The following is a 25,362-nucleotide window of genomic DNA, read 5'->3' as shown; positions in this document are numbered from 1 at the left end:
CTCCCCCGCCGCCGGGCGGGGGAGACGAGGCGGCCTCAACAGCTGGTCATGCAACGCGCCCATTTGGTCGTCGCCTCGCCGCGGCAGGCGTTGTACTCGCCCGGCGCGACGAGGTCGCACATCGAAACGTCGTAGTCGTACTCGGCGCCGCACATCATGGCTTCGATGCTGGCGCTGTTGCACTCGTGGACCATGACGGTCCGGGCGTTCGAGGGGCCCGCGAGGGGGATCATCAGGCCGCCCGCCAGAGCGGCGACCGCGAAGAGTTTACGCATGGTCAGTCTCCCGTTTCGGGGCCGAAGACCGCCTCCGGCCCGGCTCCACGCTAGGTCGTTCGTCGGGCCGACGTCAAATTCAGGTTGTTTACTGTCTTGATTGACAATCGAGGCGTGCTGGCTTCTCCCGCCGCCGATGCCTAGTTTGAGGGCATGTCCGAACCCTCCGCGCCTGATGGTCCTGTCGTCGCCCCGGCTTCCATGTTCTCCGACTGCGGCGACAAGCCCTGTCCCGAGCCGATCATTCCCACCGCCACGCCCGAGCAGGCGGCCGCGCTTACCGACGGGGTGCGGATGCGCGAAAATCCCGCGGAATGGGCCTTTGTGCGCCTGTCCAAACTGATCGAGGACTATGAGAAGGGCCTCGACAAGGACGAAGAGATCGCCGCCCGCATCGTGGGCCTGCCCGGCGACGGGGTGATGCAGATCGAGGATGTCGGCTTCTGGGGACCGGACTTCATCATGTTCCTTGGACGGAACAACGAGGGCAGGCCGGTCCGGTTGATCCAGCACTACGCCCAGATCAACGTCCTGCTCGACGCCCGCAAGAAGCCGCAGGAGCGCGAGGCGAAACGGATCGGCTTCCAGTTGTCGGAATTGGTGGAGAAGACCAATCCGAAGTGAGGCGTAGGCGGTAGGCAGTAGGCGGTAGGCAGTAGGCAGTAGGCAGTAGGCAGTAGGCAGCAGGGTCGCAATCCGCGCAACCGCTCCTGTCGCCTACTGCCTGTTCCCTACTGCCTCTAGAGCGATGCCGCCCAATCGGTCGCGCGGACCAGGCTGTCGATGATTCCCGGTTCGGATGAGGCGTGGCCGGCGTCAGGGATGACGTCGAGCTTCGCTTCCGGCCAGGCGCGATGCAGGGCCCAGGCGCTGGTCATCGGCGTCACCACGTCGAAGCGGCCCTGGGCGATCCAGCACGGGATGTGGCGGATGCGGTGAACGTTCTTCAGCAGCCAGCCTTCCTCGGGGAAGAAGCCGCCGTTGGTGAAGTACCAGTTCTCGATCCGGGCGAAGGCGACCGCGAACTCGGGCTCGGCGAACTTGTCGGGGCGGGCGTCGGGGCCCTGTACGCTGACCGTTTCGCCTTCCCAGCTGGACCAGGCGACGGCGCAATGCTCGCGCTCGGCCTTGTCGTCGCCGATCAGCCGCTTGTAGTAGGCGCCCATCAGGTCGCCACGCTCGGCCTCCGGGATCGGGGCGATGAACCGCTCCCACGCGTCCGGGAACAGGTGCGAGGCGCCGTCCTGATAGAACCAGTGCAGTTCGGGTTTGGTCAGCAGGAAGATGCCACGCAGCAGCAGGGCCGTGCAGCGTTCGGGATGGGTGATGGCGTAGGCCAGTGACAGGGTCGAACCCCAGCTGCCGCCGAACACCGCCCATTTGTCGATGCCGAGCAGTTCCCGCAGACGCTCGATGTCCTCGATCAGGGTCCAGGTGGTGTTGTCGTCCAGCGAGGCGTTCGGGCGGCTGTTCCCACAACCGCGCTGGTCGAACATGACGATGCGGTACTTCTTCGGATCAAAGTAGCGGCGCATGCCGGGATTCACCGCGCCGCCCGGGCCGCCGTGCAGGACGATGACCGGCAGGCCCTGCGGATTGCCGCTTTCCTCGTACCAGACCTCGTGCACGCCCCCTGTCTTCATATAGCCGGAGGCGTAGGAGTCGACTTCCGGGAACAGGTCACGGCGCGGGGCGACAGGCGAGGGGAAGGCCATACTGTAATCGGGTCTTTCTGCTCGCCCGGATCAGGCGTTTGAACGGGTGGTCCGCAATGCGGCGAGAACGAGCAAAAGCCAGGCGGCGATCATCAGCGTTCCCCCGATCGGGGTGATCATCATGAAGACGATGGACTGAAGGAAACCATAAAGCGTCAGCGACAGGGCGAAGATCATTCCGCCGGTCGTGGCGATCCAGCCGGCGATCGTCACCAGCCGTGGTCGAGAGGGCCAAAGGGCGCAGGCGATCCCCAACAACGCATGGGCCAACTGATACTGCGCGCCTGTGGTCAGCAGGGTCTTGATCTGCGGACCGGCGCCATGGGCCGCGAAGGCACCGACCGCCACCGCCATCGCCCCGTTCACGGCCGCGAAGGCCGCCAGATTTCGATTCACCGACATGCGCAGACGCTAGACCATTTTTGCTTCTGGTCGGAACGGCCGGAATCCAAAAAATGGCCCAGCATTACGCCGGACCGAAATCTGCGCTGAGTTGGGCGGTGTCCAACTCGGCCGATTTCACTTTGGCCGACAGAAGCGTCGCCGTCTGCTATTTCGCGGCGATGAACGCCGCCGCCCGGATGGGCCTTCAGTACGTGTTGCTCTTCGGCGCCAGCGGCGTGAGTCTGCCGTTCGCCAGTCTGTGGTTTCGCGCCCATGGTCTGAGCGGGGCGCAGATCGGCGTGTTGCTGGCGGCGCCCATGCTGGGACGCGTGGTGACCGGGCCATTGCTGGCGGTCTGGGCCGACGGCTTCCGGACCCGTCGCGCGCCGATCGCCCTGCTGGGGCTGATGATGGCGCTGGGCTACGGCGGCGCCGGACTGATCGACCGCTTCTTCGCGAAAGCGGTGCTCTGGTTCATCGGCGCGACGGCGGCGGCGGCGCTGATTCCGCTCAGCGACGTGCTGACCCTGCGACTGGCGGCCAGGGAAGGGTTCACCTTCGCCCTTCCGCGCGGCTGCGGCTCGGTGGCCTTCGTGGTGGTCAATGTCGGGATGGGGGCGGTTCTGCTGGGCGCGCCGGTGGATGCCATCGTGATCTGGATCACCCTGATGGGGCTGGCCATCGCGGCGGCGGGGGCCTTCATCCTGCCCGCAGAGCCGGTCGGCGAGGGTGCGCCGCTGCGAAAGCGGGATCGCTTCCGGGGGCTGGGGCTGCTGCTGCGCGATCCGGTCTTCATGACCGCCATCTTCGCTGTCGGCGCCGTGCAGGCGGCGCATGCCTTCCAGTACGGTTTTTCGGCCCTCCTGTGGAAGGCGCAGGGGATCAGCGAGGCGGTGACTGGCCAGCTGTGGGCCTTCGGCGTGGTGGTCGAGGTGGGATTGATGTGGTTGTTCGAGCCGTGGCGGCGGCGGGTGGGGATCGGTCCCTTCCCGCTGTTGCTGGTCGGCGCGGGGGCGGCTGTGGTGCGGTGGACGGCGATGGCGTTCGCGCCGCCGCTCTGGCTACTCTGGCCGCTGCAGGCCCTGCACGCCCTGACCTTCGCCGCGACCTTCCTTGCCGGCGTGCAACTGGTCGAAACGATGGCGCCGCGCGACAGCCAGACCGCCGCCCAGACGCTCAGTTCGGTGTTGTCGGCCGGTCTCCTGATCGGCCTGGCGACAGCCGCGTCGGGGCCGTTGTACGACCGGTTTGGCGCGGGCGGCTATGTGGCGATGGCGGGACTGTCGGCGGTCGGCTTGCTGGCGGCGCTGACCCTGCGCCGCCGATTGGCCTGACGGTCAGTAGGCGCGGGAGCGGGGCAGGGGCGCCAGATGCCGGGCGATGGCCTGGGCGGCGGCCTTGACCGCGCGCTGCACGGCGTCGTCGGACTCGTCCTCGGGCGCGCGCAGCAGCCCCACAGCAGGCGTCGCTGAACCATCAGGCAGGCTGGTCAGTACGCGGTAGAGCAGATAGCTGCCGGCGTCGTCCTCGGCTTCCGACGTGGCTCCGGCGGCCAGTCCCGCCTCCTGAAGAGCGCGCACCATGTCTCCCACCGGGGCGGTGGCGCGGGCGACGCTGGGGCTGACGTCATCGGGACGGTGCGTGCCTTCCGCCGTGCGATTCTCGGCCCGCATCTGCAGGCGGAAGCCATCGGCCTTCCGCGTCCGTCCCACCAGCAGCAGCGCCCGGCAACGGTCATCGTTGAGATAGGTCGACAGGGTGGACGCCAGCGCGTCCGGTTCGGCTGAAGGCACCGGAACAGTGCGCGCGCCCTCCGGGCTCCAGGGTTCGCCGGACAGGTCCTCGACCGGATCCCAGCCTGAGCCGTCAGCCTCCCAGGCGCAGATAAGGATGCCTGGACGCGTGTCCGTTGGTATCTGATCGAGAGCGGTCATGAACCCGGACTAACTACGTGACGTTTACGTGACGTTGCGGACGGTGGCGGCATCCCGACCTTTCCGTCAAGTCGAAAACACCGGTTTCAAACGTGTCTGCGCGGCGCCTCGGTCAGGACAGATCCCCGATGGCGGCGTCCAGCAGCATGAAGGCCCGTCCGCCGTCCGATGTCAGTCGGCCGAGGATCGCCGGGCCGTCTCCGGCGGCGGCGTGGCCCTGCAACTCGCGCCCGAATGCCCGGACGTAGGACTCGGCGTCAGCGCGCAGGTCCGGGTCGGTCAGAACGCGACGCGAAACGCTGCGCACGGCGGCCGGAGCCACCCGACGCACGATCTGGCGCGCCCTGTCAGGATCGCGATCAGTCAGGGCGTGAGCCGCCTCCTCGACCCGCGAGCGCGGCAGCAAGGCGTTGGGATCGACCCCCATCCGACGGATGGCGGTCACCACCCGCTGGGTCAGCGTCTCCAGATTGCCGTCACCGCCCCCTCGAGGCATGACAGGGGTGTCGAGGTCCAGCGGCGCCTCGGCGGGGCCTTCATCGACCAGATCGGCCCAGTCCAGCGGTCGTGTCGGCTGGGACGGCGCGACCGGCGTCGGCTCCAGCTTCAGACGACCGCGCAGGCCGAAGCCCTTGCCGTCGTCAGCCGGGGGTGTGCGGGGCTCAGGCGGCGGTGCGGCGGGCTCACGACGGCGGGTGGTCGGGGTTTCGCCGGAGACCACGCCCATCAGACGCACGGCCTCGGTCAGCATGTCGTAGTTGCGGCGCACGCGCTCCTGGAAGCCGGCATCGAGCGCCTCGGTGTCGGCGGCGGCCTTCTGCGAAGCGGCGGACAGGGCGGCGAGGCCTTCCTCGACCGTGTTACGGACTTCCTCGACCCGCTTGCGGGCTTCTTCGGGCAGGCGCCCGGCGCGATCATCAAGATCGCCGATGGCCTCGTCGATGCGGGCGAGGGCGGCGTCCATGCGGCTGACGGTCTGTTCCAGCTTGTCGAGCACCCGTTCACCGGCCTGATCGACCAGATTGCCGGTCTCGGCGACGACGCGGCGAGCCGTCTCGACGCGGGAGTCGGCGGCGGCGTCGGCTTTCTGGGCAGCCTCGAACATGGCCTCACCCAGACGGTCGGCGCGCAGTTGGGCCTGATCGGCGGCCTCAGCGGCGGCGATGCGGGAGTCCTCGGCGGTGGCCTGAAGGGCGGCCAGGGCCCGGCGGGTTTCCTCGACCAGGGCATCACGGGCTTCGGCAGCCAGAGCCTCGAAGCGATCCAGGGCGACCTTGGTCGCCGCGTCGAAGCCGTCGGCCTCACGCTGGGACATCTCGACCAGCGCCTTGAACTGATCGGTGGCGGCCTCGACCAGATCCTTGACGCTCTCGGTCGTGCGGGTCGAGGTCTCGTCCAGCTCTCCGGCGGCGGCGCGGGCGGCGGACAGTTGTTCGCTGAGCTGGGCGCGCTGGCTTTCGACCTGGGCGGAGAAGTCCTCCTGATCGGTGCGCAGGGCATAGGCGGCCGTGACGAGGGCGGCGCGCTGCTGACCCAACCCTTCCTCGACCGACTGAATCTGTTCGGCCACGCCCGATCCGGCGTTCTCGAGACGCAGGGTCTGGCGGGCCAGATCGTCGGCGGCGACGCGCGCGGCGTCCTGGGCCTCTCCGGCGGCGGCGGCCAGATCGGCGGCGCGCGCGGCCAGGGCGGCCTCGGCTTCACGCAACTGGGTCTGTGCCAGATCGGAGGCGTCCACCACCATGCGGGACTGACGTTCGACGGCATCCAGAACACCGGCGGCTTGCTTGTCCAGGGCGGACCCGAGCGCTTGCATCTGGTCCCGCTCGCCGCCGAGCTGTTCGGCCAGGCGCCGGGCGGTTCGGCCGGCGGTCTCCGCGGCTTCGTTCAGACGCGCGGTTTCCTGCGCCAAGGCCTCGCGGAGCAGGGCCATGTCGTTGCGGGCCCGTTCAGCGGAAAGGGAGGCCTGGTCGATGTCCATGCGCAGGGTCTGCAGAACCTCGCCGGTGCGCTGGGCGGCCAGAGCCGTGGGCGCGATCAGGGCTTCGGACAGATCGCGGGCGCGCTTGGTCTCGGCGGCCAGACCGGCGCCTTGACGCACGGCATGGGCCAGCATGATCGCCAGACCGGCCGGAGCCAGCGCGATCAACGCATAGACGGCGATCCGCAGCGGCTCCAGATCGACCGAACCCGAGCCGACCTCGAAGGCGGCCCAGGCGGCGACGCCGCCGATCCACAGGGCCGCGGCGACGCCGGCGACCAGATAGGCGTGACGGCCCGAGGGCAGCGCGGTCTCACGGCGGCGCACGGAGGTGACCGGCGCCGGTGGCGGATCATAGGCGGCAGGGGGCGCGTCAGCGCTTTCGGCCAAGAAGCGGATTTCGACCGGCGACGTCTCAGCGGCCGGTTCAGGTTCGGGCTCCGGCGCGGGGCGGGCCGCGGGTTCGACCGTCTCGACCTCACGCTGGGCGGCCAGACGTTGTTCCTCGGCCAGACGGCGCCGACGACGCTCGGACATGGGGCGCTCGCCGCGGGCGGGCGACGGCGTTTCATCGACCGTTTCGGTGGTCGGCGTCTCGTCAGTCTGCGCTTCCGTCGCGGGCTCGGGATCAGATAGTTTCAGCGGCGGCCGTTGGCGGGGAGGCTTCATCAGGCGTTGATCTCGTCTCGAACGGCGTCAGCAGGACGCCCGCTGGGGGACGATGGAACCCTAGCGGGTCAATCACGCAGAGCAAAGTCGAGCCCGGACGATTCCGGAATCGCTCAACACTCGCGTTTTTGATCTTTCGAGACGGCGATCATGGCGGAGGGGGCCTCGGGGCCGCATTCGCGCACACGATGGATTTCGCGTTCAGGTTTTTGCGGGGCGTCAATGTCCAGGCCGAACTGCGACAGGGCCGCAGCGGCGAGCATGGCGATGAAGCCTGCGATCAAATCGATCAGCGCTTGCATCGCCGATCTCCCCTGTCCCGAATGACGCACGCCGTTATGCGCCCAAACCTTTCCCGAAACAATGCCGGTTCCGTGAACAAAGCGTCACCATTGACCGTAGGCGTGACCGTGTGGGAACGGAAACACACGGCAGGCGTCTCATAAGCGGGGAGGCGCATGCCGCCGTCATGCGAATCGGTCAGGCCTAGCGGCATGGAACAACACCACGAGACACTGTTCGCGCCGGGCCAGAACTGCTGGCGGGTGGAGACGGCGACCCGCTTTGCGGTGCTGATGGAGAACGCCGCCTACTTCTCCGCCCTGCGGTCGGCGCTCGACAAGGCGGAGCGGTCGGTCGTGTTGCTGGGCTGGCAGTTTGATCCGCGGACGCGCCTGCACCCCGACATCGCCAACGCCGGGCCGACCGACGAGATCGGTCGGCTGCTGCGCATGCTGGTGAAGTCCAAGCCCCAGCTGGACGTGCGGCTTCTGATCTGGAAGTCGCCCCTGTTGATCGCCGCCTCCCAGGGCTTTTTCCCCCAGCGGGCGCAGGCATGGTTCCGCAAGCGAATGGTCGAGCTCCGGCTGGACCCGCCGCCGGCGCCGGGCGCCTGCCACCATCAGAAGGTGGTGATCATCGACGACGCCGTGGCCTTTGTCGGCGGGGGCGACATCTCGGTTGATCGCTGGGACTGCGACGAGCATCTGGACGGCGACCCGAGGCGATGTCTGCCGTCCGGCCTGATCGCGCCGCCCCGGCATGAGGTGATGTGCGTGGTCGATGGTCCCGCCGCGCGGGCGCTGGGCGATCTGGCGCGGGAGCGCTGGCGCAAGGCGACCGGCGAGCGAACCATCGTCGACGTGGCGGCGAGCGATCCCTGGCCTGATGACGTCGAGCCCGACATCTTCGACACCCCCATGGCCATCGCCCGAACCGAGCCGGGCTTCGGCCAGTGGGCCGAGACACGCGAGAACGAGGCGTTGCATGTCGACGCCATCCGCCGGGCGAAGAAGCTGATCTATCTGGAAAACCAGTACTTCACCTCGCCGGTGATCGCCGCGGCGCTGGCCGAGCGGCTGGCGGAATGGGACGGGCCGGAGGTGGTGCTGGTCTCCACGGGCGGCAGTCCGAGCTGGTTCGACCGCCTGACCATGGATACCGCGCGCTCGGAGGTTCTGTACCGGCTGGAGCAGGCGGACCGGAACAACCGCTTCTTCGCCTTCGCGCCGCACACGGCGAACGGTCAGAGGATCATCGTCCACGCCAAGGTGTCCATCTATGACGATCAGGTGCTGCGGGTCGGATCGACCAATCTGAACAACCGCTCGCTGGGCTTTGACACCGAATGCGACGTCGCCGTCGCGCCGGGAACGGAGCAGGGCGCTGACGCCATCCGGCGCTTCCGCCACCGGACGCTGGGACATTGGATCGGTGTGGACGCCGAGGCGTTCGGCGCGGCGGAGGAGCTCACCGGCTCTGTCGGCATGGCCGTCCACCGTTTTGACACGGGGCGAATGCAAGTGCTCGGCGCGACGCCGCCGTCACGGGTCGAACAGGTGATCGCCGAGTTCCAGCTGGGCGACCCAACCTCGATGCGGGACGCCTTCAGACCGTGGAAGCGGCGGGCGACGTCGCACCGCCGCCTGCGGGTCAAGGCTGCCTGATCTCGAAGTCGACGATCAGCGGCAGGTGGTCCGACGCCATCCGCGCCAGAGGCGAGAACGGCGCCCTCACCCCGGTGACCATCACCTCCGGGCTGGTGAAGCAGTGGTCGATGCGGATGGCGGGGAAGCTGGAGGGGAAGGTCTTGACCGACGGCTTCAGGCCGAGGGTCCGCTGACAGTCCGCCAGCTTGCCGGCGAGGGTCTGGTAGGGGCGGGTGATCGAGGTGGCGTTGAAGTCGCCGGTCAGCAGGGTCGGACCGGTGCAGTCCGGATGGCCCAGCCACTGATCGCCCACCAGGGCCTTGGCCTGAAGCCTCTGTTCGCGCGGGACCAACCCCAGATGGGTGTTGAAGACGTTGAGCGTGGCGCCGCCGATCTCGATGGCGACCCACAGGGCGCCGCGCGGCTCCAGCCCGGGAACGCCCCGAACGGTCGGCAGGGCGGCGGAGCGGATCAGGCGCTCGGGCAGATGGGTCAGGACGGCGTCGCCGTACAGTTCCGCCTCGACCCGCATGGCCGGGTGGAAGTGGTGTGTCATCTTCAGCTGGGCCGCGATGGATTGGGCCTGATCGACGTAGCCGGTGCGGGCACGGCCCACGTCCAGCTCCTGCAGGCAGACGATGTCGGGCTCATGCTCGGCGATGACCGCGGCGATGCGGCTGACGTCCAGCTTGCGGTCCACGCCGACGCAGCGGTGGACGTTATAGGTCAACAGGCGGGGCATGGCGTTCCAGGCTGGCCCCGAAGACACGGGCCGATGGGTTCGTTCCCTTCTACACCTGAACTCATGACAGGCGTTGCGGTGGAGTAACCGGAAAGGCGGCTATCTCGTTCCTGAACCGGCGCCCGGCACGGACGGCTCCGGCGTGAAGACCTGCATCCTTTCGCGGCCGCCGGACCAGAGTGAGGCCGGGAAGTGACCGAGCGCCGCATTATAGCTTTCGGCGGCCTCATTGTAGTCGTTGCGGGCGACGGCGATCCGGCCCTTGCTGCCCTCCAGACGGGAGCGGAGGACAACGAAGCTCTGGTTCGACTGAAGCTCGGGGTAGTGGGTCGATATCTGCTCGAGCTGAGCGAGTGAGCGGGTCAACCGGAGCTGGGCGGCCTGATAGCGGCGGAAAGCGGCGGGGTCGGTCGGCGTTTCGGGCGTGGAGACGGGCGGGGCGATCCCGGCTCCGATCTGGCGGAGCATGACGATGTCCTGCGGCGCGGCCGCGCCCTGGAGCGCGCCCACCATGTCAGCGGTCAGTCGGGCGCGGTTCTGATCCTGGGCCTGAACATCGGCCCAGCGGGCCTGGGCCATCTCCTCGCGCGTGGAACTGGCATTCAGACCGCATCCCGCAAGCACCGTGGCCATGACCAGCATGACGGCGGCGAAGCGATGGGAGCGCTGGGTCATCGACCTCTCCTAGGAGCTGCGCGAACTATGAGGCCGGTTCGGAGCCGGGTTCAAGCGTCCAGGGACTCGGCGTCCACACCCGCGCTGCGGCAGGCGGCGGTGTAGGTGTTGGCCAGCAGGCAGGCGATGGTCATGGGGCCGACGCCGCCCGGAACCGGGGTGATGCGTCCGGCGACCACGGCGGCCTCGTCGAAGGCGACGTCGCCGACCACGCGGGTCTTGCCCTCGGCGGCCTTCACCGGATCCTTCGAGGGCACGCGGTTGATGCCCACGTCGATGACGGTGGCGCCCGGCTTGATCCAGTCGCCGCGCACCATCTCCGGGCGGCCCACGGCGGCGACCACGATGTCGGCGGTGCGGCACAGGGCGGGCAGATCCTTCGTGCGCGAATGGGCGATGGTCACGGTGCAGCTGTCGGCCAGCAGCAACTGGGCCATCGGCTTGCCGACGATGTTCGAGCGGCCCACGACCACGGCGTTGAGCCCCGTCAGGTCGCCCAGTTCGGCGCGCAGCAGCATGATGCAGCCCAGCGGTGTGCAGGGCACGAGGCCCGGCAGGCCGACGGCCAGACGTCCCGCATTGACGACGTGGAAGCCGTCCACGTCCTTATCCGGATCGATGGCGTCCAGCACGGCGGCGCTGTCGATGTGGCCGGGCAGGGGCAGCTGGACAAGGATGCCGTGGATGCCCGTGTCAGCGTTGAGGGTCGCGATCAGGGCCAGAAGCTCGGCCTGCGTGGTCGTATCGGGCAGGCGGTGGGTGTCCGAGCGCATCCCGGCCCGTTGGGTCGTTTCGCCCTTGTTGCGGACGTAGATCTGGCTGGCGGGATCCTCGCCGACGATGACGACGGCCAGTCCGGGCTTGACGCCCTGGGCGGCCTCGAGCCGGGCGGAGGCGGCGGCGACACGGTCCACCAGACCGGCCGCGAAGGCCTTGCCGTCAATCAGGGTCGCGCGGGCGGGTTCGGCCGTCATGGTCTCGGCTCCGGTTCGTTTCGTCAGGAATCGTGCGGTGCGCGCGATTTACAGACGGGCGGGTTCGGCGTCTATGATCCCCTTAGACTCCCAGAGGATTCCGTATGCGCCGTTCGACCATTCTCGCCGCCGTCAGCAGTCTGGCGATCGTCGCCGCCCTCGCGGGGCCAGCGTTCGCGCAGGACCCGACGCCGTTGGCGCCGGGCGACCAGATCGAAGGCGAGATCACCGACACCGATCCGACGGGGCCGGACAACGGCTACCGTTACGACGGCTATGCGATCACCGCTGTGGCCGGGCAGCGGTTCGAGGTGATCCTGCGCTCGGACGCCTTCGACGCCTTCCTGCAGGTCCAGAAGCAGGGCGAGGGCGAGGACGAGGTCCCGCTGGCCAGCGATGACGACGGGCTGGGCGAGGGCACCGACTCGCGTCTGCGCTTCACCGCGCCGTCCGACGGCGTCTACATCCTGCGCGCCCGCCCGCTGTCGGGGCTCGACGGCGGCGCCTACAGCCTGAGCCTGACCGAGCGGGCGCCCGCCGGGGCCGCGCCGGAGCCGCAGCCCATCCGCCTGGGCCAGACCATCGAGGGCGAGATCGGCGACGGTGATCCGGAGAGCGACGAGGGCATCGCCTACGACGCCTACGCCTTCGGCGGACGGCGCGGGGACCGGGTGGCGGTCGCGCTGGACTCCGATGGCTTCGACCCGCTGGTCCGGATCGGCCGGATGACGAACGGGGTCTTCAGCGAACTGGCCTACAACGACGACGGCCCGGACTCGGGACTGAACTCGCGCCTGAACTTCACCCTGCCGGAGGACGGCGAATACGTGATCCGGGCGACCCCGCTGAGCGCCGGGGGGACCGGGCCCTACAGCCTGACCCTGTCGGAGGGACCGCCGCCGGTCGAGGCGCGGGCGATCCGGATCGGGGACACGGTGCGCGGGGAACTGACCGAGCAGGACGGCCTCAGCGCCAACGGCGTCCATGCCGACGCCTACCGGTTCACCGGCCGCGAGGGGCAGCGCGTCCGCATCGACATGACCTCCGGCGTGTTCGACACCTATCTGGAGTTGTTCGACGACAACCAGAGCAGTCTGGCGACCGACGATGACGGCGGACCGGAGGGCACCAACTCCCGGCTGGTCTTCACCCTGCCGAAGAACGGCGACTATGTGATCGAGGCGCGGGCCTTCTCGGAGGCGACCGGCGAGTACCGGCTGGTCATCACCGAGGTCGCCCCGGATGCGCCGCCGCAGCCGCTGGCGTTCGGCCGGACCGTGCAGGGCGAGATCGACGAGAACGATTCCCGGGACGCCGACGACCGGGGCTACGACGCCTTCGTCTTCGAGGGCGTGGAGGGGCAGCGGGTCCGGGCTATCATGCGCTCGGGCGACTTCGACACCTATCTGCAGATCGGCAACGCCGAGGGCGATTTCACGGCTCTGGCGCGCGATGACGACGGGCTGGGGGAGGGGACGGACTCGCGCCTGACCTTCACCCTGCCGGCGGACGGTCGCTATGTGCTGCGGGCCGCGGCGCTGGGGTCTGACGGCGAGGGCCTTTACTCGCTGGAGCTTCAGGACCGCGGACCGCAACCCAAGCCGGGCAGCCTGCTGGTCGGCGCCACCGCGCGCGGCGCCCTGACCGAGACGGACGCCACCGCCGAGGACAACAGCTTCTATGACGCCTACCGGGTCCACCTGAAGGAGGGCGAGGAGCTGGTGATCAAGATGGTCTCCAACGACGTCGACAGCTTCCTGGTCATCGGACGTGTGCAGGAGGACGACACGATCGAGGCCCTGGCCTCGGACGACGACAGCCTGTCGGACACCCACGCCAAGCTGGAGTGGAAGGCGCCGGAGGACGGCGTGTACGAAATCCGCGCCGGGACGTTCGCGCAGGGTCAGACCGGCGCCTACGCCCTGATCGTCGAGAAGAAGCCCTGACGGCGTCGGAGCCGCCCATGCCGGACATCGTCTCTCGCAAGGATCAGCATCTGGACGTGATCCTGTCCGGGAAGGCGCGGCACGGGCGGGGGACGGGGCTGGAGGCGGTGCGCTTCGTCCACGAGGCGTTGCCTGACCTCGACTACGGCAAGATCGATCTGGGGACGGACTTCCTCGGGCGGCGGCTGAAGGCGCCGTTGCTGATCAGCGCCATGACCGGCGGGCCGTCGCGGGCCGAGGCGATCAACGCCCGGCTGGCCGAGGCGGCGCAGTCGCTGGGCATCGCCCTGGCGGTCGGATCGCAGCGGGCGGCGCTGGAGTCCGATGCGCCGACGCCGGGGCTGGACATGAGCCTGCGTCTGAAGGCGCCGGACACCCCGATCCTGGCCAATATCGGCGCGGCCCAGCTGACGCGGGGCGTGGGGGCGGACGAGGCCCGGCGGATCGTGGACATGGTCGCCGCGGACGCCCTGATCGTGCATCTGAACCCCTTGCAGGAAGCCTGTCAGCCCGAGGGCGACCGCGACTGGTGGGGCGTCGGCGCGGCGCTGGAAGCGCTGGTGCGGACGGCGGACTTCCCCGTGGTGGTCAAGGAGACCGGGGCGGGAATCTCGGCGGCGACGGCGAAGCGGCTGGCCGAAATGGGCGTGGCGGGGCTGGATGTGTCCGGCGCGGGCGGCTCCAACTGGGGCCTGGTCGAGGGCGAGAGAGCCGAGAGCGAGGCCGACAAGACCCACGCCGCCGCCTTCTCCGACTGGGGCATTCCGACCGCGCAGGCCATCGTCGAGGTTCGCGCGGCCTGTCCCCGGACCCTGATCATCGGCTCGGGCGGCATCCGTGACGGGGTGGATGCGGCGAAGGCCTTGCGGCTGGGCGCCGACATGGTTGGTCAGGCGGCCGGGGTGCTGGCCGCCGCGACCGTCTCGACCGAGGCCGTGATCGCGCATTTCCAGACCTTGATCCGGCAACTGAGGACCGTCTGCTTCTGCACCGGCTCGGCAAATCTGACGGCGCTGACCCGGGCGCCGCTTCAGGACTGAAAAGTGCACTCGGAAAAAATGGAGTGCACATAGCGCACTTTTTCCCTCTATCTGAGTGTTGAGGGGCTGTTTCAACCATGAATGAGGGCCTCGGGCGCGAAGGCGCGAGTCGAGCGACGGGGGGCTCGGCGAAATGCCCAGTGCGGCGGGGCGTTCAGCCGATGCTCAACCCGGAGGGAGCGTCACGGACCGCGATGTCAAAGACCGGGATGCAGTCTGACATGCCGATGCGTCGAATTTGGTCGTGTGGGTAAATTCCCTCTCCCGATGGGAGAGGGGAGATTACGCCGACGGCAGCAGGTCCGCCGCGAACGCCCGGTAGCGGCCCGCGCGGACGGTGGCCGTCGCGCGTTCGATGTCCGGCGCGAAATAGTGGTCCGAGGCGTAGGGCTCGGCGGCTTCGCGGACGATGCTCCAGACCTGCTCCAGATCGGGCGAGCTGGTCAGGGGACGGTGGAAGTCCAACCCTTGCGCGGCCGCCAGCAGTTCAATGCCGACGACGGTGGCGGTGTTCTCGGCCATGTCGAGCAGGCGGCGGGCGCCGTGGGTGGCCATGGAGACGTGGTCTTCCTGATTGGCGCTGGTCGGCACGGTGTCGATGACGCAGGGATGGGCGACCATGCGGTTCTCGGCGACGAGGGCGGCGGCGGTGACCTGGGCGATCATGAAGCCGGAGTTCAGGCCGCTTTCCTTGACCAGGAAGGCGGGCAGTTCGCTCATCTTCGGATCGACGAGGATGGCGGTGCGGCGCTCGGAGATATTGCCGATCTCGCACAGGACCATGGCGATCTGGTCGGCTGCGTAGGCGACCGGCTCGGCGTGGAAATTGCCGCCGGAGATCACGTCGCCGTCCTCGATGAAGACCAGCGGGTTGTCGGTGACGGCGTTGGCTTCGCGCTCCAGCATGGCGGCGGCGTTGCGCAGGACGTCGAGGGTGGCGCCCATGACCTGCGGCTGGCAGCGCAGGGAGTAGGGGTCCTGCACCTTGGCGCAGTCGTGGCGGTGGCTGTCGCGGATGGCCGAGCCGGAGATCAGGGCGCGCAGGCGGGCGGCGACGTCGATCTGGCCCGGCTGGCCACGCAGGGCGTGGATGCGGTGATCGAAGGGGGCGTCCGAGCCCTTGAGCGCATCAACCGACAGGGCCCCGGCGGCGATGCCCGCGGCGAAGACGGCCTCGGCGGCGAACAGGCCGGCGAGCGCCAGCGCGGTCGAGCACTGGGTGCCGTTCAGCAGGGCCAGACCTTCCTTGGGACCGAGCACTACGGGCGTCAGGCCCACGTGGGCCAGGGCGGCCTCGGCGGACAGGACCTCGCCGTTGTGGCGGGCTTCGCCGACGCCGATGAGGACGCAGGACATGTGGGCCAGCGGGGCCAGATCGCCTGAGGCGCCGACCGAGCCCTTGGACGGGATGGACGGCAGGACGTCACCATTCACCAGCGCGATCAGGGCTTCGAGCGTGCCGCGACGGACGCCCGAGGCGCCCTTGGACAGGCTGGCGATCTTCAGCACCAGCAGCAGGCGGGTGACGTTGTCGTCCAGCGGGGCGCCGACGCCGCAGGCGTGGCTGAGGACGAGGTTCTTCTGAAGGGTTTCAAGGTCTTCCGGCGCGATGCTGGTGTTGGCCAACAGGCCGAAGCCGGTATTGATCCCATAGACCGTGCTGCCGTCGGCGAGGATGGCGGCGACAACGGCGGCGCCCTTTTCGACATCGGCCCAGGCGGCGTCGGTCAGGCTGACCGTGACGGGTCCTTCGAGGACGGCGCGGAGTTGCGGCAGGGTGAGCGGGGATTGGCCGATGGTGATGTGGGTCATCTCGATCCTTCTCCCTTCCCCTCGAGGGGGAAGGGCCGGGGATGGGGTGTTGGCAGTCTGTTGAAGGTTCAGGCGCGTGAGGCGACGGAGCCTTTTGCGGGAAGCGGGAAAGAGTGTGCGACCACCCCCATCCAACCCTCCCCCCTCGAGGGGGAGGGCTTATCGAAGCGAGGGCAGGTTCAGCCCGTGTTCCTTCGCGGCGGCTTTTGCGATGTCATAGCCCGCGTCGGCGTGGCGCATGACGCCGGTGGCGGGGTCGTTCCAGAGGACGCGTTCGAGGCGGGCGGCGGCTTCGGGCGTGCCGTCGGCGACGATGACGACGCCCGAGTGCTGGCTGTAGCCCATGCCGACGCCGCCCCCATGGTGCAGGGACACCCAGCTGGCGCCGGACGCCGTGTTGAGCAGGGCGTTGAGCAGGGGCCAGTCGGAGACGGCGTCCGAGCCGTCCTGCATGGCCTCGGTCTCGCGGTTCGGGCTGGCGACGGAGCCGCTGTCGAGGTGGTCGCGGCCGATGACGATGGGGCCGGACAGCTCACCCGAGGCGACCATCTCGTTGAACATCAGGCCCGCGCGGTGACGGTCGCCCAGACCGATCCAGCAGATGCGGGCGGGCAGGCCCTGGAAGGCGATGCGCTCGCCCGCCATGTCGAGCCAGCGGTGCAGGCCGGCGTTGTCCGGGAACAACTTTTTCATCGCGGCGTCGGTCTTCTTGATGTCTTCCGGATCGCCGGTCAGGGCGGCCCAGCGGAAGGGGCCGACGCCGCGGCAGAACAGCGGACGGATGTAGGCCGGGACGAAGCCGGGGAAGTCGAAGGCGTTGGCCACACCGGCGTCGAAGGCGACCTGACGGATGTTGTTGCCGTAGTCGGTGACCGGGATGCCCATGGCCTCGAAATCGAGCATGGCCTGAACGTGGACGGCGCAGGACTGGCGGGCGGCGGCCTCGACGGCGGCGGGGTCGGACTGGCGCTTGTCTTCCCACTCGGCGACGGTCCAGCCCATGGGCAGGTAGCCGTTGACGAGGTCGTGGGCGCTGGTCTGGTCGGTGACCAGATCGGGGCGGACGCCGCGCTTGACCAGTTCAGGCAGAACTTCAGCCGCATTGCCCAACAGGCCGACAGAGATCGGCTTTTTGTCGATCTTCGATTGCTCGATCAGGGCCAGGGCCTCGTCCGGCGTCTCGGCCATGACGTCGAGGTAGCGGGTGCGCAGGCGCATCTCGATCCGGCTGCGCTGACATTCGATGGCGAGGCAGGAGGTGCCCGCCATGGTGGCCGCCAGCGTCTGGGCCCCGCCCATGCCGCCGAGGCCGGCGGTCAGGATCCACTTGCCCGACCAGTCGCCGTCGTAGTGCTGGCGTCCGGCCTCCATGAAGGTCTCATAGGTGCCCTGAACGATGCCCTGGGTGCCGATGTAGATCCACGAGCCGGCGGTCATCTGGCCGTACATGGCCAGCCCCTTCCTATCGAGCTCGTTGAAGTGGTCCCAGGTCGCCCATTTGGGGACGAGGTTGGAGTTGGCGATCAGGACGCGGGGGGCGTCGGCATGGGTGCGGAAGACGCCCACCGGCTTTCCCGACTGGACCAGCAGGGTCTGGTCGGCCTCCAGTGCGCGGAGCTGTTCGACGATGGTGTCGAAGGCCTGCCAGTTGCGGGCCGCCTTGCCGATGCCGCCGTAGACGACGAGGTCTTCCGGGCGCTCGGCCACCTCGGGATCGAGGTTGTTCATCATCATGCGCAGGGCGGCCTCGGCAGCCCAGGTCTTGGCGGTCATCTCAAGACCGCGAGGCGAGCGGACGATGCGGGCGTTGGAGGTCATGGTGCTGTTCATGGGGTCAGGCCCGCTGGCTGATCGCGAAATCGCGGGCGGCGGTGAGGACGTCGCGCAGGGTGCGCGTGATCGGGGCGGCGCGGGCCGCGTCGAAGGGCGTGGGCCAGCTCGCGGCGGTCATCTCGGCCGGCTCATCGACATAGCCGCGGCAGGCCAGCTCCATCTGGATGGCGTGAGTTCCCCGGATGGGTTGGCCATAGTGCCGCGTGGTCCAGCCGCCCTTGAAGCGGCCGTTGACGACGTGGCTGTCGCCCGAGGCGATGCAGGCGGCCTCGACGGCGGCGGTCAGGGCCGGGTCGCAGGTGACGCCGCCGTTGTCGCCGATGTTGAACTGAGGCAGCTGCCCGTCGAACAGGCGCGGCACGTGCGAGCGGATGGAGTGGGCGTCGTAGAGGACGACGGGGCCGTTGGCGGACAGCCGCTCGATCTGGGCGGTCAGGGCGGCGTGGTAGGGATCGAAGAATTCGGTGCGGCGGGCCTCGATCTCGACCGCGTCGGGCTCTTCACCCGCTTTGTAGAGAGGCTCGCCGTCGAAGGTCTCGGTGGGGCACAGGCCCGTGGTGGTCATGCCCGGATAGAGGGACTGGCCGGAAGGGTCGCGGTTCACGTCGATGACGCTGCGCGAGATGGCGGTGCGGACCGTCGTGGCGCCCAGTTCGGTGGCGAAGGCGTAGAGGCGGTCGATCCACCAGTCGGCGTCCTTGCGGGCGCGCCACGGGTCGATCATGCGGGCCTCGATGGCCGCCGGAATGTCCGTGCCGGTGTGGGGAAAGGCGACGATCAGCGGGGCGTCGCCGGGCGTCACCGTCAGCCAGTCGCTCATGCTCGCCTCCGTCTTGTCAGGGTCTCGATTATGTATAGACATATTCGGGTCGATGGAGAGTTGTCCAGTGCCGGAAACCGCCCACAGCCTGTTCTTCCGCCGCGCCCTGCTGCCGCTGGGCTGGGCCGGGAATGTGAGGATCACCGTCGCGGACGGGGCGGTCTCGGCGGTGGAGACCGACGCGATCCGGGCGCCGGGCGAGGTCGATCTGGGCGTGGCGCTGCCGGGGCTGTCGAACGTGCACAGCCATGCCTTTCAGCGGGCCATGGCCGGGCTGACCGAGGCGCGCGGGCCGAATGAGGGCGACGACTTCTGGTCCTGGCGGGCGCTGATGTACCGCTTCCTCGACCGGGGCGGGCCGGAGGAGATCGAGGCGATCACGGCGCTGGCCTTCGCCGAGATGCTGGAGGGCGGCTTCACCCGGGTGGGGGAGTTCCACTATCTGCACAATGACCCCGACGGGCGGGCCTATGCCGACCGGGGAGAGCTGGCGGGCCGGATCGCGGCGGCGGCGGAGGCGACCGGGATCGCCCTGACCCTGCTGCCGGTCTTCTATGCCCACGCGGGCTTCGGCGGAACGCCGCCCGCGCATGGACAGCGACGCTTTATCAATGACATCGACGGCTTTGCGAAGCTGATGGATGAGAGCCGGAAGATCGCCTCGGCCCTGCCGGACGCCGTGGTCGGCGTAGCGCCGCACAGCCTGAGGGCGGTGACGCCGGAGGAGATCGAGGCGGTCGTGCCGATGGCTGATGGCGGACCGGTGCATATCCATGCGGCGGAGCAGACCAGGGAAGTTCAGGACTGCCTTGAGTGGTCGGGCGCGCGGCCGGTGCAGTGGCTGCTGGACAATGTCGGGCTGGACCGGCGCTGGTGCCTGATCCACGCGACCCATCTGACGGCGGACGAGACGGCACGGATGGCGCGGAGCGGCGCCGTGGCGGGCCTGTGCCCGGTGACGGAGGCCAATCTGGGCGACGGCGTCTTCCCGGCGGTGGACTTCTTCGCTGAGGGCGGGGCGTTCGGGGTCGGGACCGACTCGAACGTGCTGATCGACGCGGCGGGTGAGTTGAGGGCGCTGGAGTACAGCCAGCGACTGACCCGGCGCGGACGGGCGGTGCTGGCGGACAAGGAAGCCTCGACCGGCGGGACGCTGTACCGGCGCGCGCTGGCGGGCGGGGCGCAGGCGACCAACGGCAAGACCGGGATCGCGGTCGGGCAGGCGGCGGACTTCGTCTCGCTGGAGACGGACGATCTGGCCTATGCGGGCCGGACCGATGACGCCCTGCTGGACAGTCTGGTCTTCGCCGGACCGAAGCGGGCGATCCGCACGGTCTGGCGACGGGGCCGGGTGGTGGTCGAGAACGGCCGCCATGTGGGCCGGGAGGCCATCGAGGCGCGCTATCGCCGGGCGCTGGACGCCGTGCTGGGCGGATGAGTTCGCTGCATCGCCGGATCGGCGCGGACATCGAGCGGCGCATCCTGTCGGGCGAGTGGCCGCCCGGCGCGCGGGTGCCGACGGAGGCGGAGCTTCAGGCCGAGTACGGCTGCGCCCGGATGACGGTGTCGAAGGCGCTGACCGACCTGTCGGCGCGCGGGCTGATCGTGCGACGGCGTCGGGCGGGGTCGGTGGTGGCGCGACCGCCGGTGCATTCCGCCGTGCTGGACATCCCCGACATCGCCGCCGAGATCGAAGCGCGCGGCATGGCCTACGGCTATGAACTGATCGAACGCGGCGAGCGGGCGGCGACGGACGAGGAGCGCTGGCTGGGCGAGCGGGTGGTGGCGGTGGCCTGCCTGCACCGGGCCGACGGCGCGCCTTTCGCGCTGGAGCGACGCCTGATCGGTCTGGAGGCGACGCCCGAGGCGGCCGATGAGACGTTCGAGACCGTGTCGCCGGGCGGCTGGCTGCTGAAGCGGGCGCCGTGGACCGAGGCCGAGCACCGGATCGCGGCGGTGGCGGCGGACCGGGAGACGGCCCTGCGGCTGGACCTGGCGGCGGGCGAGGCCTGTCTGAAGCTGGAACGCCGGACCTGGGCCGACGGTCGGGGCGTGACCTGGGCGTGGCAGACCTTCCCGGGGCAGGCCTATGATCTGGTCGCCCGCTTCTCTCCCGCACGCCCGGAGGCCCGATGAGCACCCTTCTGCTGACCGACTGCCATGTGGCGACGATGCGCGCAGGCGGTGAGGCCTATGGAGCCGTCGAGGACGCCGCCATCCTGATCCGTGACGGCAAGATCGACTGGGTGGGGCCGAAGGCGGAAGCGCCGGAAGCGGATGTGGTCGAGGGGCTGGACGGGCGCTGGGTCACGCCGGGGCTGATCGACTGCCACACCCATCTGGTGTTCGGGGGCGACCGGTCGGGCGAGTTCGAGCAGCGGCTGGGCGGGGCGACCTATGAGGAGATCGCGCGGGCCGGGGGCGGCATCGTCTCGTCGGTGAAGGCGACCCGGGCGGCTTCGGAGGATGAGCTTTACGCCGGCGCCCTGTCGCGGCTGGAGGGGCTGAAGGCCACGGGCGTAACAACGGTGGAGATCAAGTCGGGCTATGGGCTCGACCGCGACAGCGAACTGGCCATGCTGCGCGTGGCGCGAAGGATCGGGCGCGAGGCGGGGGTGCGGGTGCGCACCAGCTATCTGGGCCTTCATGCCGTGCCGCCGGAGCTGAAGGCGTATCGCGCCGCCTATGTTGATCTGGCCATCGACGGGATTTTGCCGGAGGCGCACGCGCAGGGGCTGGTCGACATGGTCGACGCCTATTGCGAGCCCATCGCCTTCACGACGGAGGAAGTGTCGCGCCTGTTCGACAAGGCGAAGGCGCTGGGTCTGCCGGTCAAGCTGCACGCCGACCAACTGTCGGACGGCGGCGGGGCGGCGCTGGCGGCGAAATACAACGCCCTGTCGGCGGATCATGTCGAGCATACGACCGAGCCGGGCGTGAAGGCGATGGGCGAGGCGGGCGTGGTCGCCGTGCTCCTGCCGGGCGCCTTCCTGATGCTGCGCGAGACGACCCTGCCGCCCGTGGCCCTGTTCCGCCGGCATGGGGTCGAGATGGCGGTGGCGACGGACTGCAATCCGGGCACCTCGCCAGTGGCCTCGATGACGGCGGCGCTGAACCTCGCCTGTGTCCAGTTTCGCCTGACCCCGGAGGAGGCGCTGGCGGGCGCGACGCGAGTGGCGGCCAAGGCTCTGGGGCTGACGGACGTGGGGACCATCGAGGTCGGCAAGGCCGCGGATCTGGCCGTCTGGGACATCAGCCGACCCGCCGAGCTCTGCTACTGGCTGGGCAAGCCGCTGCTGCACGCACGCTACCTGTCGGGCGGACGCGCATAGGTGGTTTGTTAAGGCGAATCCTCTCAACCTTCCCGTATGAAGCGGGACATGGTCGAGTTCGGACTGGTGGTCGCCCTGGTGGCGACGACGATCCTGTTCGGCCTGGCGACGAGCCTGCAGGTGGCCGGGGTCTTTTCCTAGAGCCGGAGCGGCGTCCGCTTTCGCCCTAGAGCTTCCATTCAGTGATGGCGGTCAGATCGGGGCGGGGACGCTCCAGCGGACCTTCGGCCAGGGCGCCGATGTGGATGAAGCCCGCGACGAGTTCACCCTCCTGAACGCCCAGCAGAGCCTTGGCGGCGGCATCATAGCTGTACCAGTCGGTGATCCAGCTGGCCGAATAGCCGAGCGCATTGGCGGCATGTTCGAGGTTCATGCAGACGGCGCCCGCCGACAGGTGCTGTTCCCAGATCGGCACCTTATGGCTGTCGACCGGGGAGGCGATGACGAGGATGGTCAGCGGCGGTGCGGTCAGTTTGCTGAGCACCTTGCGGGCCTTGTCGGCGCCGGGCTGGGCGTCGGCGAGGGGCAGCAGCTTTTCAGCCAGATCGACGCGGGCCCGCGGCCCCAGAACCACGAAACGCCAGGGAAAAAGCTTGCCGTGATCCGGCGTGCGCGCGCCCAGGAGCAGGATGCGCTCGATCTCCTCGCGCGACGGGCCGGGGCCGGTGAGGCTCTGCGCCGGGGCCGAACGGCGGCGGGCAAGCCGATCCGCGAACTCGGCGGAGGCGGTCGGGAGGGGCAGGGGGGCGCCCAGATCGGTATCGGTCATGAGGTGTAGCTAGTCGTCCGCGCGCCGGGGCGCCATACCCGGAGCATGACCGACTCCCGTGACGCCTTCGACAAGGACCGCCCGACCCCGCTGTGGGATGATGGAAGCGACCGCCCGCCGCCGTGGACGGACGCGGGACACAGCGTCTTCTTCGAGAGCCCGTGGATGAAGCTGACCCGGCACGACGCGACGGCGCCGACCGGGCACAAGACCGACTACATGGTCATGCGGCCGCAGAACATGTCGGTGGGCGTGCTGCCGCTGCACGCGGACGGGACCGTGACGCTGGTGGGCCAGCAGCGGTTCGCCCTGATGAACTGGTCGTGGGAGATGCCGGAGGGCGGCGCGCCCTATGACGAGGACCCGCTTGAAGGGGCGAAGCGCGAACTGGCCGAGGAGGCCGGGCTGGCGGCGGCGCAGTGGCGGCTGGCCTATCGCGCCGAGATGTCGAACTCGATCACCGACGAGCGGGCGATGGCCTGGCTGGCGTGGGATTTCACCGCGGTTCCGGTCGCGCCGGACGAGACCGAAATCATCCGCGTCATCCGTGTGCCGTTCGGCGATCTGCTCCGTGAGATCGGGCGCGGCTCGATCCGGGACATGTTTACCCTCGCGACAGTGCTGCGGGCTTACCATATGGCGCGGGAGGGCGAACTGCCGCCCGAACTGGCGGAGGCCATGCTGGCCAGCGTATGATCGCCGTCTGATGGAGCCCGTGATGCCGAAGCTCGAAGTGGTCGCCGCTGAACCGGACGCCTGGACCCTGCTGCGCAAGGCCGCGGAAGAGGCGGCGCGCGAGGAACCGCATCTGGCGTCGCAGATGAATGCCGTGATCCTGTCGCACGGCGACATGGCCTCGGCCCTGAGCTTCCAGATCGCGCGCAAGATGGGCGATGCGGAACTGGGCGCCATGTCGATCCGCGAGGTCTGCCGCGACGCTTTCGAGGCCGATCCGGCCATGGTGAGGGCCGCCGAGGCCGATCTTCAGGCGGTGTCGGAGCGTGATCCGGCGATCCGCTCGCTGCTGCAGCCCTTCCTGTACTTCAAGGGGTTCCAGGCCCTGCAGGCGCACCGGGTGGCGCACTGGCTGTGGATGCAGGGACGCGACACCCTGGCCTTCCATCTGCAGAGCCGGATGTCCGAGCTGTTCCAGATCGACATCCATCCGGCGGCGAAGATGGGCGCGGGCCTGTTCCTGGACCACGGCACCGGCATCGTCATCGGCGAGACAGCCGTGGTGGGCGACGAGGTCTCCATGCTGCACGGCGTGACCCTGGGCGGCACCGGCGCCGAGCGCGGCGATCGTCACCCGAAGATCGGCAAGGGCGTCCTGCTGGGCGCCGGGGCCAAGGTGCTGGGCAACATCACCGTCGGCGACTACGCCAAGGTGGCCTCGGGCTCGGTGGTGCTGAAGCCGGTCCCGGCGGGCTGCACCGTGGCGGGCGTGCCGGCGCGTCTGGTCAACTGCCCGACCGGCGCGACCCCGGCCCGGACGATGGACCATACCCTGGCCGATGTGGTCTATGATTTCGTGATCTGACCCGGCGATTCACGCCGGTGTTCTGAACTGACGGGCCGTAAGCCCGTGAATGCATTTGACCAAGGATATCGAAGCGAAGATCACCAGCTTCTTCGCAGTTCTTGAAGTGGCGGAAGAGGCCTATCAGTCCGCCCGCCCGCAGATCGGCTCCGCCGCGCACACGGCGCGCCCCGAGGATTGGCCTGGCGACCACGAAGATCGCGACAGTGTCGCGCGACGTGTGGTTCATTGTTCGATCGACGCCTACATGATGATGGCCGATCTCGCCGGGTTCGCGTCGCGAATGCGAAAGGGCCAGACGCCGAACGCAGGTGATCTCCAACCAGACGGCAGCGAGCCGTTTGACTGGTTCGGTTATTTTGACGGCGCTTACCGGTTCTATCGAGAGGCCGACTTCGAAGAGGTCTACGCGCGTATGGAAGCGGATTGGCCACTGGTCTCAGCCTTCACTCGTGAGGTGAGGGAGGCGGAAGCCAGGTTCGGCGAAGTGGTGGGGGCGTTTCGGTAAAGGGAGAGATACGGCCTTTCCCTCCCGCGCCCGTTTCTCTAGGGTCCGCCGAAATTCCAAGACTCTGAGGACACCCCCATGAACGCCGCCGACATGAAGCGCGTCGAGACGCACCTGAAGCGCACCTTCAACACCGGCGGCATCATCGTGAAGCCGCGCGGCAAGCCGGCCGACTCGGCCGAGGTCTATGTCGGCGACGAGTTCATCGGCGTGGTCTTCGAGGACGAGGACGAAGCGGGCAGCTTCATGTTCGAAATGGCCATCCTGGCGGAAGACCTGCCGGAATAAGCCGCCGGACAGCGGACACGAAAAAGGCCCCGGAGATCGCTCTCCGGGGCCTTCTTCATTTCAGCGCGATCAGTTCTTGCCGAAGATCGCGTCCATCAGCTTGCCCAGGAAGCCCTTTTCGGCGGGCTTGGGCGCCGGGGCCGCGGCGGGCGCGGCGGCAGCCGGTGCAGCGGCGGCCGGAGCCGGGGTCGGCGCGG

The 25,362-nt window shown here is 69.0% G+C and carries 25 protein-coding genes; 12 read left to right on the top strand and 13 right to left on the bottom strand.

What is annotated here, in order from left to right; genetic code table 11:
- Positions 1-35: 35 nt before the first annotated feature.
- Positions 36-275, bottom strand: coding sequence for a hypothetical protein (locus ACODRV_RS09015; RefSeq protein WP_488908093.1), 240 nt, complete (start codon positions 273-275; stop codon positions 36-38).
- A gap of 153 nt (positions 276-428) precedes the next feature.
- On the opposite strand from ACODRV_RS09015, the gene ACODRV_RS09010 reads away from it, so the two are divergent.
- Positions 429-899, top strand: coding sequence for a DUF6173 family protein (locus ACODRV_RS09010; RefSeq protein ID WP_488908092.1), 471 nt, complete (start codon positions 429-431; stop codon positions 897-899).
- A 116-nt stretch (positions 900-1,015) separates the two neighbouring features.
- Here ACODRV_RS09010 and pip read toward each other — a convergent pair whose 3' ends face one another.
- Complete coding sequence (pip, locus tag ACODRV_RS09005; protein ID WP_488908091.1) at positions 1,016-1,990, bottom strand: prolyl aminopeptidase; 975 nt, start codon at positions 1,988-1,990, stop codon at positions 1,016-1,018.
- Positions 1,991-2,020: 30 nt separating this feature from the next.
- Positions 2,021-2,392: a DUF423 domain-containing protein gene (locus ACODRV_RS09000; RefSeq protein ID WP_141627004.1), complete on the bottom strand. Its 372-nt coding sequence runs from the start codon at positions 2,390-2,392 to the stop codon at positions 2,021-2,023.
- 122 nt (positions 2,393-2,514) lie between these two features.
- Between ACODRV_RS09000 and ACODRV_RS08995 the strand changes: the two genes are divergently transcribed.
- A complete protein-coding gene (locus ACODRV_RS08995; RefSeq protein WP_488908090.1) occupies positions 2,515-3,708 on the top strand; it encodes an MFS transporter in 1,194 nt (397 codons plus the stop codon).
- A 3-nt stretch (positions 3,709-3,711) separates the two neighbouring features.
- Here the strand turns inward: ACODRV_RS08995 and ACODRV_RS08990 are convergent, their stop codons facing one another.
- From ACODRV_RS08990 to ACODRV_RS08980, 3 genes are all read right to left on the bottom strand, one after another.
- Positions 3,712-4,308 carry a hypothetical protein gene (locus tag ACODRV_RS08990; RefSeq protein ID WP_488908089.1) on the bottom strand — a complete coding sequence of 199 codons (597 nt, stop codon included), beginning with the start codon at positions 4,306-4,308 and terminating at the stop codon, positions 3,712-3,714.
- A gap of 112 nt (positions 4,309-4,420) precedes the next feature.
- Positions 4,421-6,958 (bottom strand): coiled-coil domain-containing protein, encoded by a 2,538-nt coding sequence (locus ACODRV_RS08985; RefSeq protein WP_488908088.1) that lies wholly within the window; start codon positions 6,956-6,958, stop codon positions 4,421-4,423.
- A 113-nt stretch (positions 6,959-7,071) separates the two neighbouring features.
- Positions 7,072-7,260, bottom strand: a complete 189-nt coding sequence (locus ACODRV_RS08980; protein ID WP_141627001.1) for a hypothetical protein — start codon at positions 7,258-7,260, stop codon at positions 7,072-7,074.
- Between the two features lie 192 nt (positions 7,261-7,452).
- Between ACODRV_RS08980 and ACODRV_RS08975 the strand changes: the two genes are divergently transcribed.
- Positions 7,453-8,904, top strand: coding sequence for a phospholipase D-like domain-containing protein (locus ACODRV_RS08975; protein WP_488908087.1), 1,452 nt, complete (start codon positions 7,453-7,455; stop codon positions 8,902-8,904).
- Here the strand turns inward: ACODRV_RS08975 and ACODRV_RS08970 are convergent.
- The 3 genes from ACODRV_RS08970 to folD all read right to left on the bottom strand — a co-directional run bounded on the left by ACODRV_RS08970 (position 8,891) and on the right by folD (position 11,277).
- Positions 8,891-9,628: an endonuclease/exonuclease/phosphatase family protein gene (locus ACODRV_RS08970; RefSeq protein ID WP_488908086.1), complete on the bottom strand. Its 738-nt coding sequence runs from the start codon at positions 9,626-9,628 to the stop codon at positions 8,891-8,893. The two genes, ACODRV_RS08975 and ACODRV_RS08970, sit on opposite strands and share 14 nt — an antisense overlap.
- Before the next feature lie 99 nt (positions 9,629-9,727).
- Positions 9,728-10,303 (bottom strand): LemA family protein, encoded by a 576-nt coding sequence (locus ACODRV_RS08965; protein ID WP_141626999.1) that lies wholly within the window; start codon positions 10,301-10,303, stop codon positions 9,728-9,730.
- 50 nt (positions 10,304-10,353) lie between these two features.
- Positions 10,354-11,277, bottom strand: a complete 924-nt coding sequence (gene folD / locus ACODRV_RS08960) for a bifunctional methylenetetrahydrofolate dehydrogenase/methenyltetrahydrofolate cyclohydrolase FolD (protein ID WP_488908085.1) — start codon at positions 11,275-11,277, stop codon at positions 10,354-10,356.
- Between the two features lie 104 nt (positions 11,278-11,381).
- Between folD and ACODRV_RS08955 the strand changes: the two genes are divergently transcribed.
- Complete coding sequence (locus tag ACODRV_RS08955; RefSeq protein WP_488908084.1) at positions 11,382-13,223, top strand: PPC domain-containing protein; 1,842 nt, start codon at positions 11,382-11,384, stop codon at positions 13,221-13,223.
- A gap of 17 nt (positions 13,224-13,240) precedes the next feature.
- Entirely contained in the window at positions 13,241-14,263 is a 1,023-nt protein-coding gene (gene fni / locus ACODRV_RS08950) for a type 2 isopentenyl-diphosphate Delta-isomerase (protein ID WP_488908083.1), read from the top strand.
- 282 nt (positions 14,264-14,545) lie between these two features.
- Here fni and hutH read toward each other — a convergent pair whose 3' ends face one another.
- From hutH to hutG, 3 genes are all read right to left on the bottom strand, one after another.
- On the bottom strand, positions 14,546-16,075 hold the full coding sequence (hutH, locus tag ACODRV_RS08945) for a histidine ammonia-lyase (protein WP_488908082.1): 1,530 nt from the start codon (positions 16,073-16,075) through the stop codon (positions 14,546-14,548).
- 159 nt (positions 16,076-16,234) lie between these two features.
- Entirely contained in the window at positions 16,235-17,893 is a 1,659-nt protein-coding gene (gene hutU, locus ACODRV_RS08940; RefSeq protein ID WP_488908244.1) for a urocanate hydratase, read from the bottom strand.
- Positions 17,894-17,909: 16 nt separating this feature from the next.
- Positions 17,910-18,728, bottom strand: coding sequence for an N-formylglutamate deformylase (gene hutG / locus ACODRV_RS08935; protein ID WP_488908081.1), 819 nt, complete (start codon positions 18,726-18,728; stop codon positions 17,910-17,912).
- Positions 18,729-18,795: 67 nt separating this feature from the next.
- Between hutG and ACODRV_RS08930 the strand changes: the two genes are divergently transcribed.
- Genes ACODRV_RS08930 through hutI form a run of 3 tightly spaced genes read left to right on the top strand, consistent with a single transcriptional unit; the run spans position 18,796 to position 22,060 of the window.
- Positions 18,796-20,166, top strand: a complete 1,371-nt coding sequence (locus ACODRV_RS08930; protein WP_488908080.1) for a formimidoylglutamate deiminase — start codon at positions 18,796-18,798, stop codon at positions 20,164-20,166.
- On the top strand, positions 20,163-20,864 hold the full coding sequence (gene hutC / locus ACODRV_RS08925) for a histidine utilization transcriptional repressor HutC (protein WP_488908079.1): 702 nt from the start codon (positions 20,163-20,165) through the stop codon (positions 20,862-20,864). The genes ACODRV_RS08930 and hutC overlap by 4 nt, the downstream gene beginning before the upstream one ends.
- Positions 20,861-22,060: an imidazolonepropionase gene (gene hutI / locus ACODRV_RS08920; RefSeq protein WP_488908078.1), complete on the top strand. Its 1,200-nt coding sequence runs from the start codon at positions 20,861-20,863 to the stop codon at positions 22,058-22,060. Before hutC ends, hutI begins: the two co-directional genes overlap by 4 nt.
- A gap of 166 nt (positions 22,061-22,226) precedes the next feature.
- Here the strand turns inward: hutI and ACODRV_RS08915 are convergent, their stop codons facing one another.
- Entirely contained in the window at positions 22,227-22,829 is a 603-nt protein-coding gene (locus ACODRV_RS08915; protein ID WP_141626990.1) for a nitroreductase family protein, read from the bottom strand.
- A gap of 45 nt (positions 22,830-22,874) precedes the next feature.
- On the opposite strand from ACODRV_RS08915, the gene ACODRV_RS08910 reads away from it, so the two are divergent.
- The 4 genes from ACODRV_RS08910 to ACODRV_RS08895 all read left to right on the top strand — a co-directional run bounded on the left by ACODRV_RS08910 (position 22,875) and on the right by ACODRV_RS08895 (position 25,165).
- Entirely contained in the window at positions 22,875-23,525 is a 651-nt protein-coding gene (locus ACODRV_RS08910; RefSeq protein ID WP_488908077.1) for an NUDIX domain-containing protein, read from the top strand.
- Positions 23,526-23,547: 22 nt separating this feature from the next.
- On the top strand, positions 23,548-24,369 hold the full coding sequence (gene cysE / locus ACODRV_RS08905; protein WP_488908076.1) for a serine O-acetyltransferase: 822 nt from the start codon (positions 23,548-23,550) through the stop codon (positions 24,367-24,369).
- Between the two features lie 49 nt (positions 24,370-24,418).
- Complete coding sequence (locus ACODRV_RS08900; protein WP_488908075.1) at positions 24,419-24,877, top strand: hypothetical protein; 459 nt, start codon at positions 24,419-24,421, stop codon at positions 24,875-24,877.
- 78 nt (positions 24,878-24,955) lie between these two features.
- Positions 24,956-25,165 (top strand): DUF3126 family protein, encoded by a 210-nt coding sequence (locus ACODRV_RS08895; protein WP_092310331.1) that lies wholly within the window; start codon positions 24,956-24,958, stop codon positions 25,163-25,165.
- Positions 25,166-25,362 lie beyond the last annotated feature (197 nt).

This window comes from Brevundimonas sp. FG8 (assembly GCF_057808845.1).
This window is presented reverse-complemented; position numbering and strand designations above follow the sequence as displayed.

Bases quoted from the DNA above. Each gene is read 5' to 3' on its own strand.
- ACODRV_RS09015 (WP_488908093.1), bottom strand. From the start codon at position 275: ATGCGTAAACTCTTCGCGGTCGCCGCTCTGGCGGGCGGCCTGATGATC.
- ACODRV_RS09010 (WP_488908092.1), top strand. From the start codon at position 429: ATGTCCGAACCCTCCGCGCCTGATGGTCCTGTCGTCGCCCCGGCTTCC.
- pip (WP_488908091.1), bottom strand. From the start codon at position 1,990: ATGGCCTTCCCCTCGCCTGTCGCCCCGCGCCGTGACCTGTTCCCGGAA.
- ACODRV_RS09000 (WP_141627004.1), bottom strand. From the start codon at position 2,392: ATGTCGGTGAATCGAAATCTGGCGGCCTTCGCGGCCGTGAACGGGGCG.
- ACODRV_RS08990 (WP_488908089.1), bottom strand. From the start codon at position 4,308: ATGACCGCTCTCGATCAGATACCAACGGACACGCGTCCAGGCATCCTT.
- ACODRV_RS08985 (WP_488908088.1), bottom strand. From the start codon at position 6,958: ATGAAGCCTCCCCGCCAACGGCCGCCGCTGAAACTATCTGATCCCGAG.
- ACODRV_RS08980 (WP_141627001.1), bottom strand. From the start codon at position 7,260: ATGCAAGCGCTGATCGATTTGATCGCAGGCTTCATCGCCATGCTCGCC.
- ACODRV_RS08975 (WP_488908087.1), top strand. From the start codon at position 7,453: ATGGAACAACACCACGAGACACTGTTCGCGCCGGGCCAGAACTGCTGG.
- ACODRV_RS08970 (WP_488908086.1), bottom strand. From the start codon at position 9,628: ATGCCCCGCCTGTTGACCTATAACGTCCACCGCTGCGTCGGCGTGGAC.
- ACODRV_RS08965 (WP_141626999.1), bottom strand. From the start codon at position 10,303: ATGACCCAGCGCTCCCATCGCTTCGCCGCCGTCATGCTGGTCATGGCC.
- folD (WP_488908085.1), bottom strand. From the start codon at position 11,277: ATGACGGCCGAACCCGCCCGCGCGACCCTGATTGACGGCAAGGCCTTC.
- ACODRV_RS08955 (WP_488908084.1), top strand. From the start codon at position 11,382: ATGCGCCGTTCGACCATTCTCGCCGCCGTCAGCAGTCTGGCGATCGTC.
- fni (WP_488908083.1), top strand. From the start codon at position 13,241: ATGCCGGACATCGTCTCTCGCAAGGATCAGCATCTGGACGTGATCCTG.
- hutH (WP_488908082.1), bottom strand. From the start codon at position 16,075: ATGACCCACATCACCATCGGCCAATCCCCGCTCACCCTGCCGCAACTC.
- hutU (WP_488908244.1), bottom strand. From the start codon at position 17,893: ATGACCTCCAACGCCCGCATCGTCCGCTCGCCTCGCGGTCTTGAGATG.
- hutG (WP_488908081.1), bottom strand. From the start codon at position 18,728: ATGAGCGACTGGCTGACGGTGACGCCCGGCGACGCCCCGCTGATCGTC.
- hutC (WP_488908079.1), top strand. From the start codon at position 20,163: ATGAGTTCGCTGCATCGCCGGATCGGCGCGGACATCGAGCGGCGCATC.
- hutI (WP_488908078.1), top strand. From the start codon at position 20,861: ATGAGCACCCTTCTGCTGACCGACTGCCATGTGGCGACGATGCGCGCA.
- ACODRV_RS08915 (WP_141626990.1), bottom strand. From the start codon at position 22,829: ATGACCGATACCGATCTGGGCGCCCCCCTGCCCCTCCCGACCGCCTCC.
- ACODRV_RS08910 (WP_488908077.1), top strand. From the start codon at position 22,875: ATGACCGACTCCCGTGACGCCTTCGACAAGGACCGCCCGACCCCGCTG.
- cysE (WP_488908076.1), top strand. From the start codon at position 23,548: ATGCCGAAGCTCGAAGTGGTCGCCGCTGAACCGGACGCCTGGACCCTG.
- ACODRV_RS08900 (WP_488908075.1), top strand. From the start codon at position 24,419: ATGCATTTGACCAAGGATATCGAAGCGAAGATCACCAGCTTCTTCGCA.
- ACODRV_RS08895 (WP_092310331.1), top strand. From the start codon at position 24,956: ATGAACGCCGCCGACATGAAGCGCGTCGAGACGCACCTGAAGCGCACC.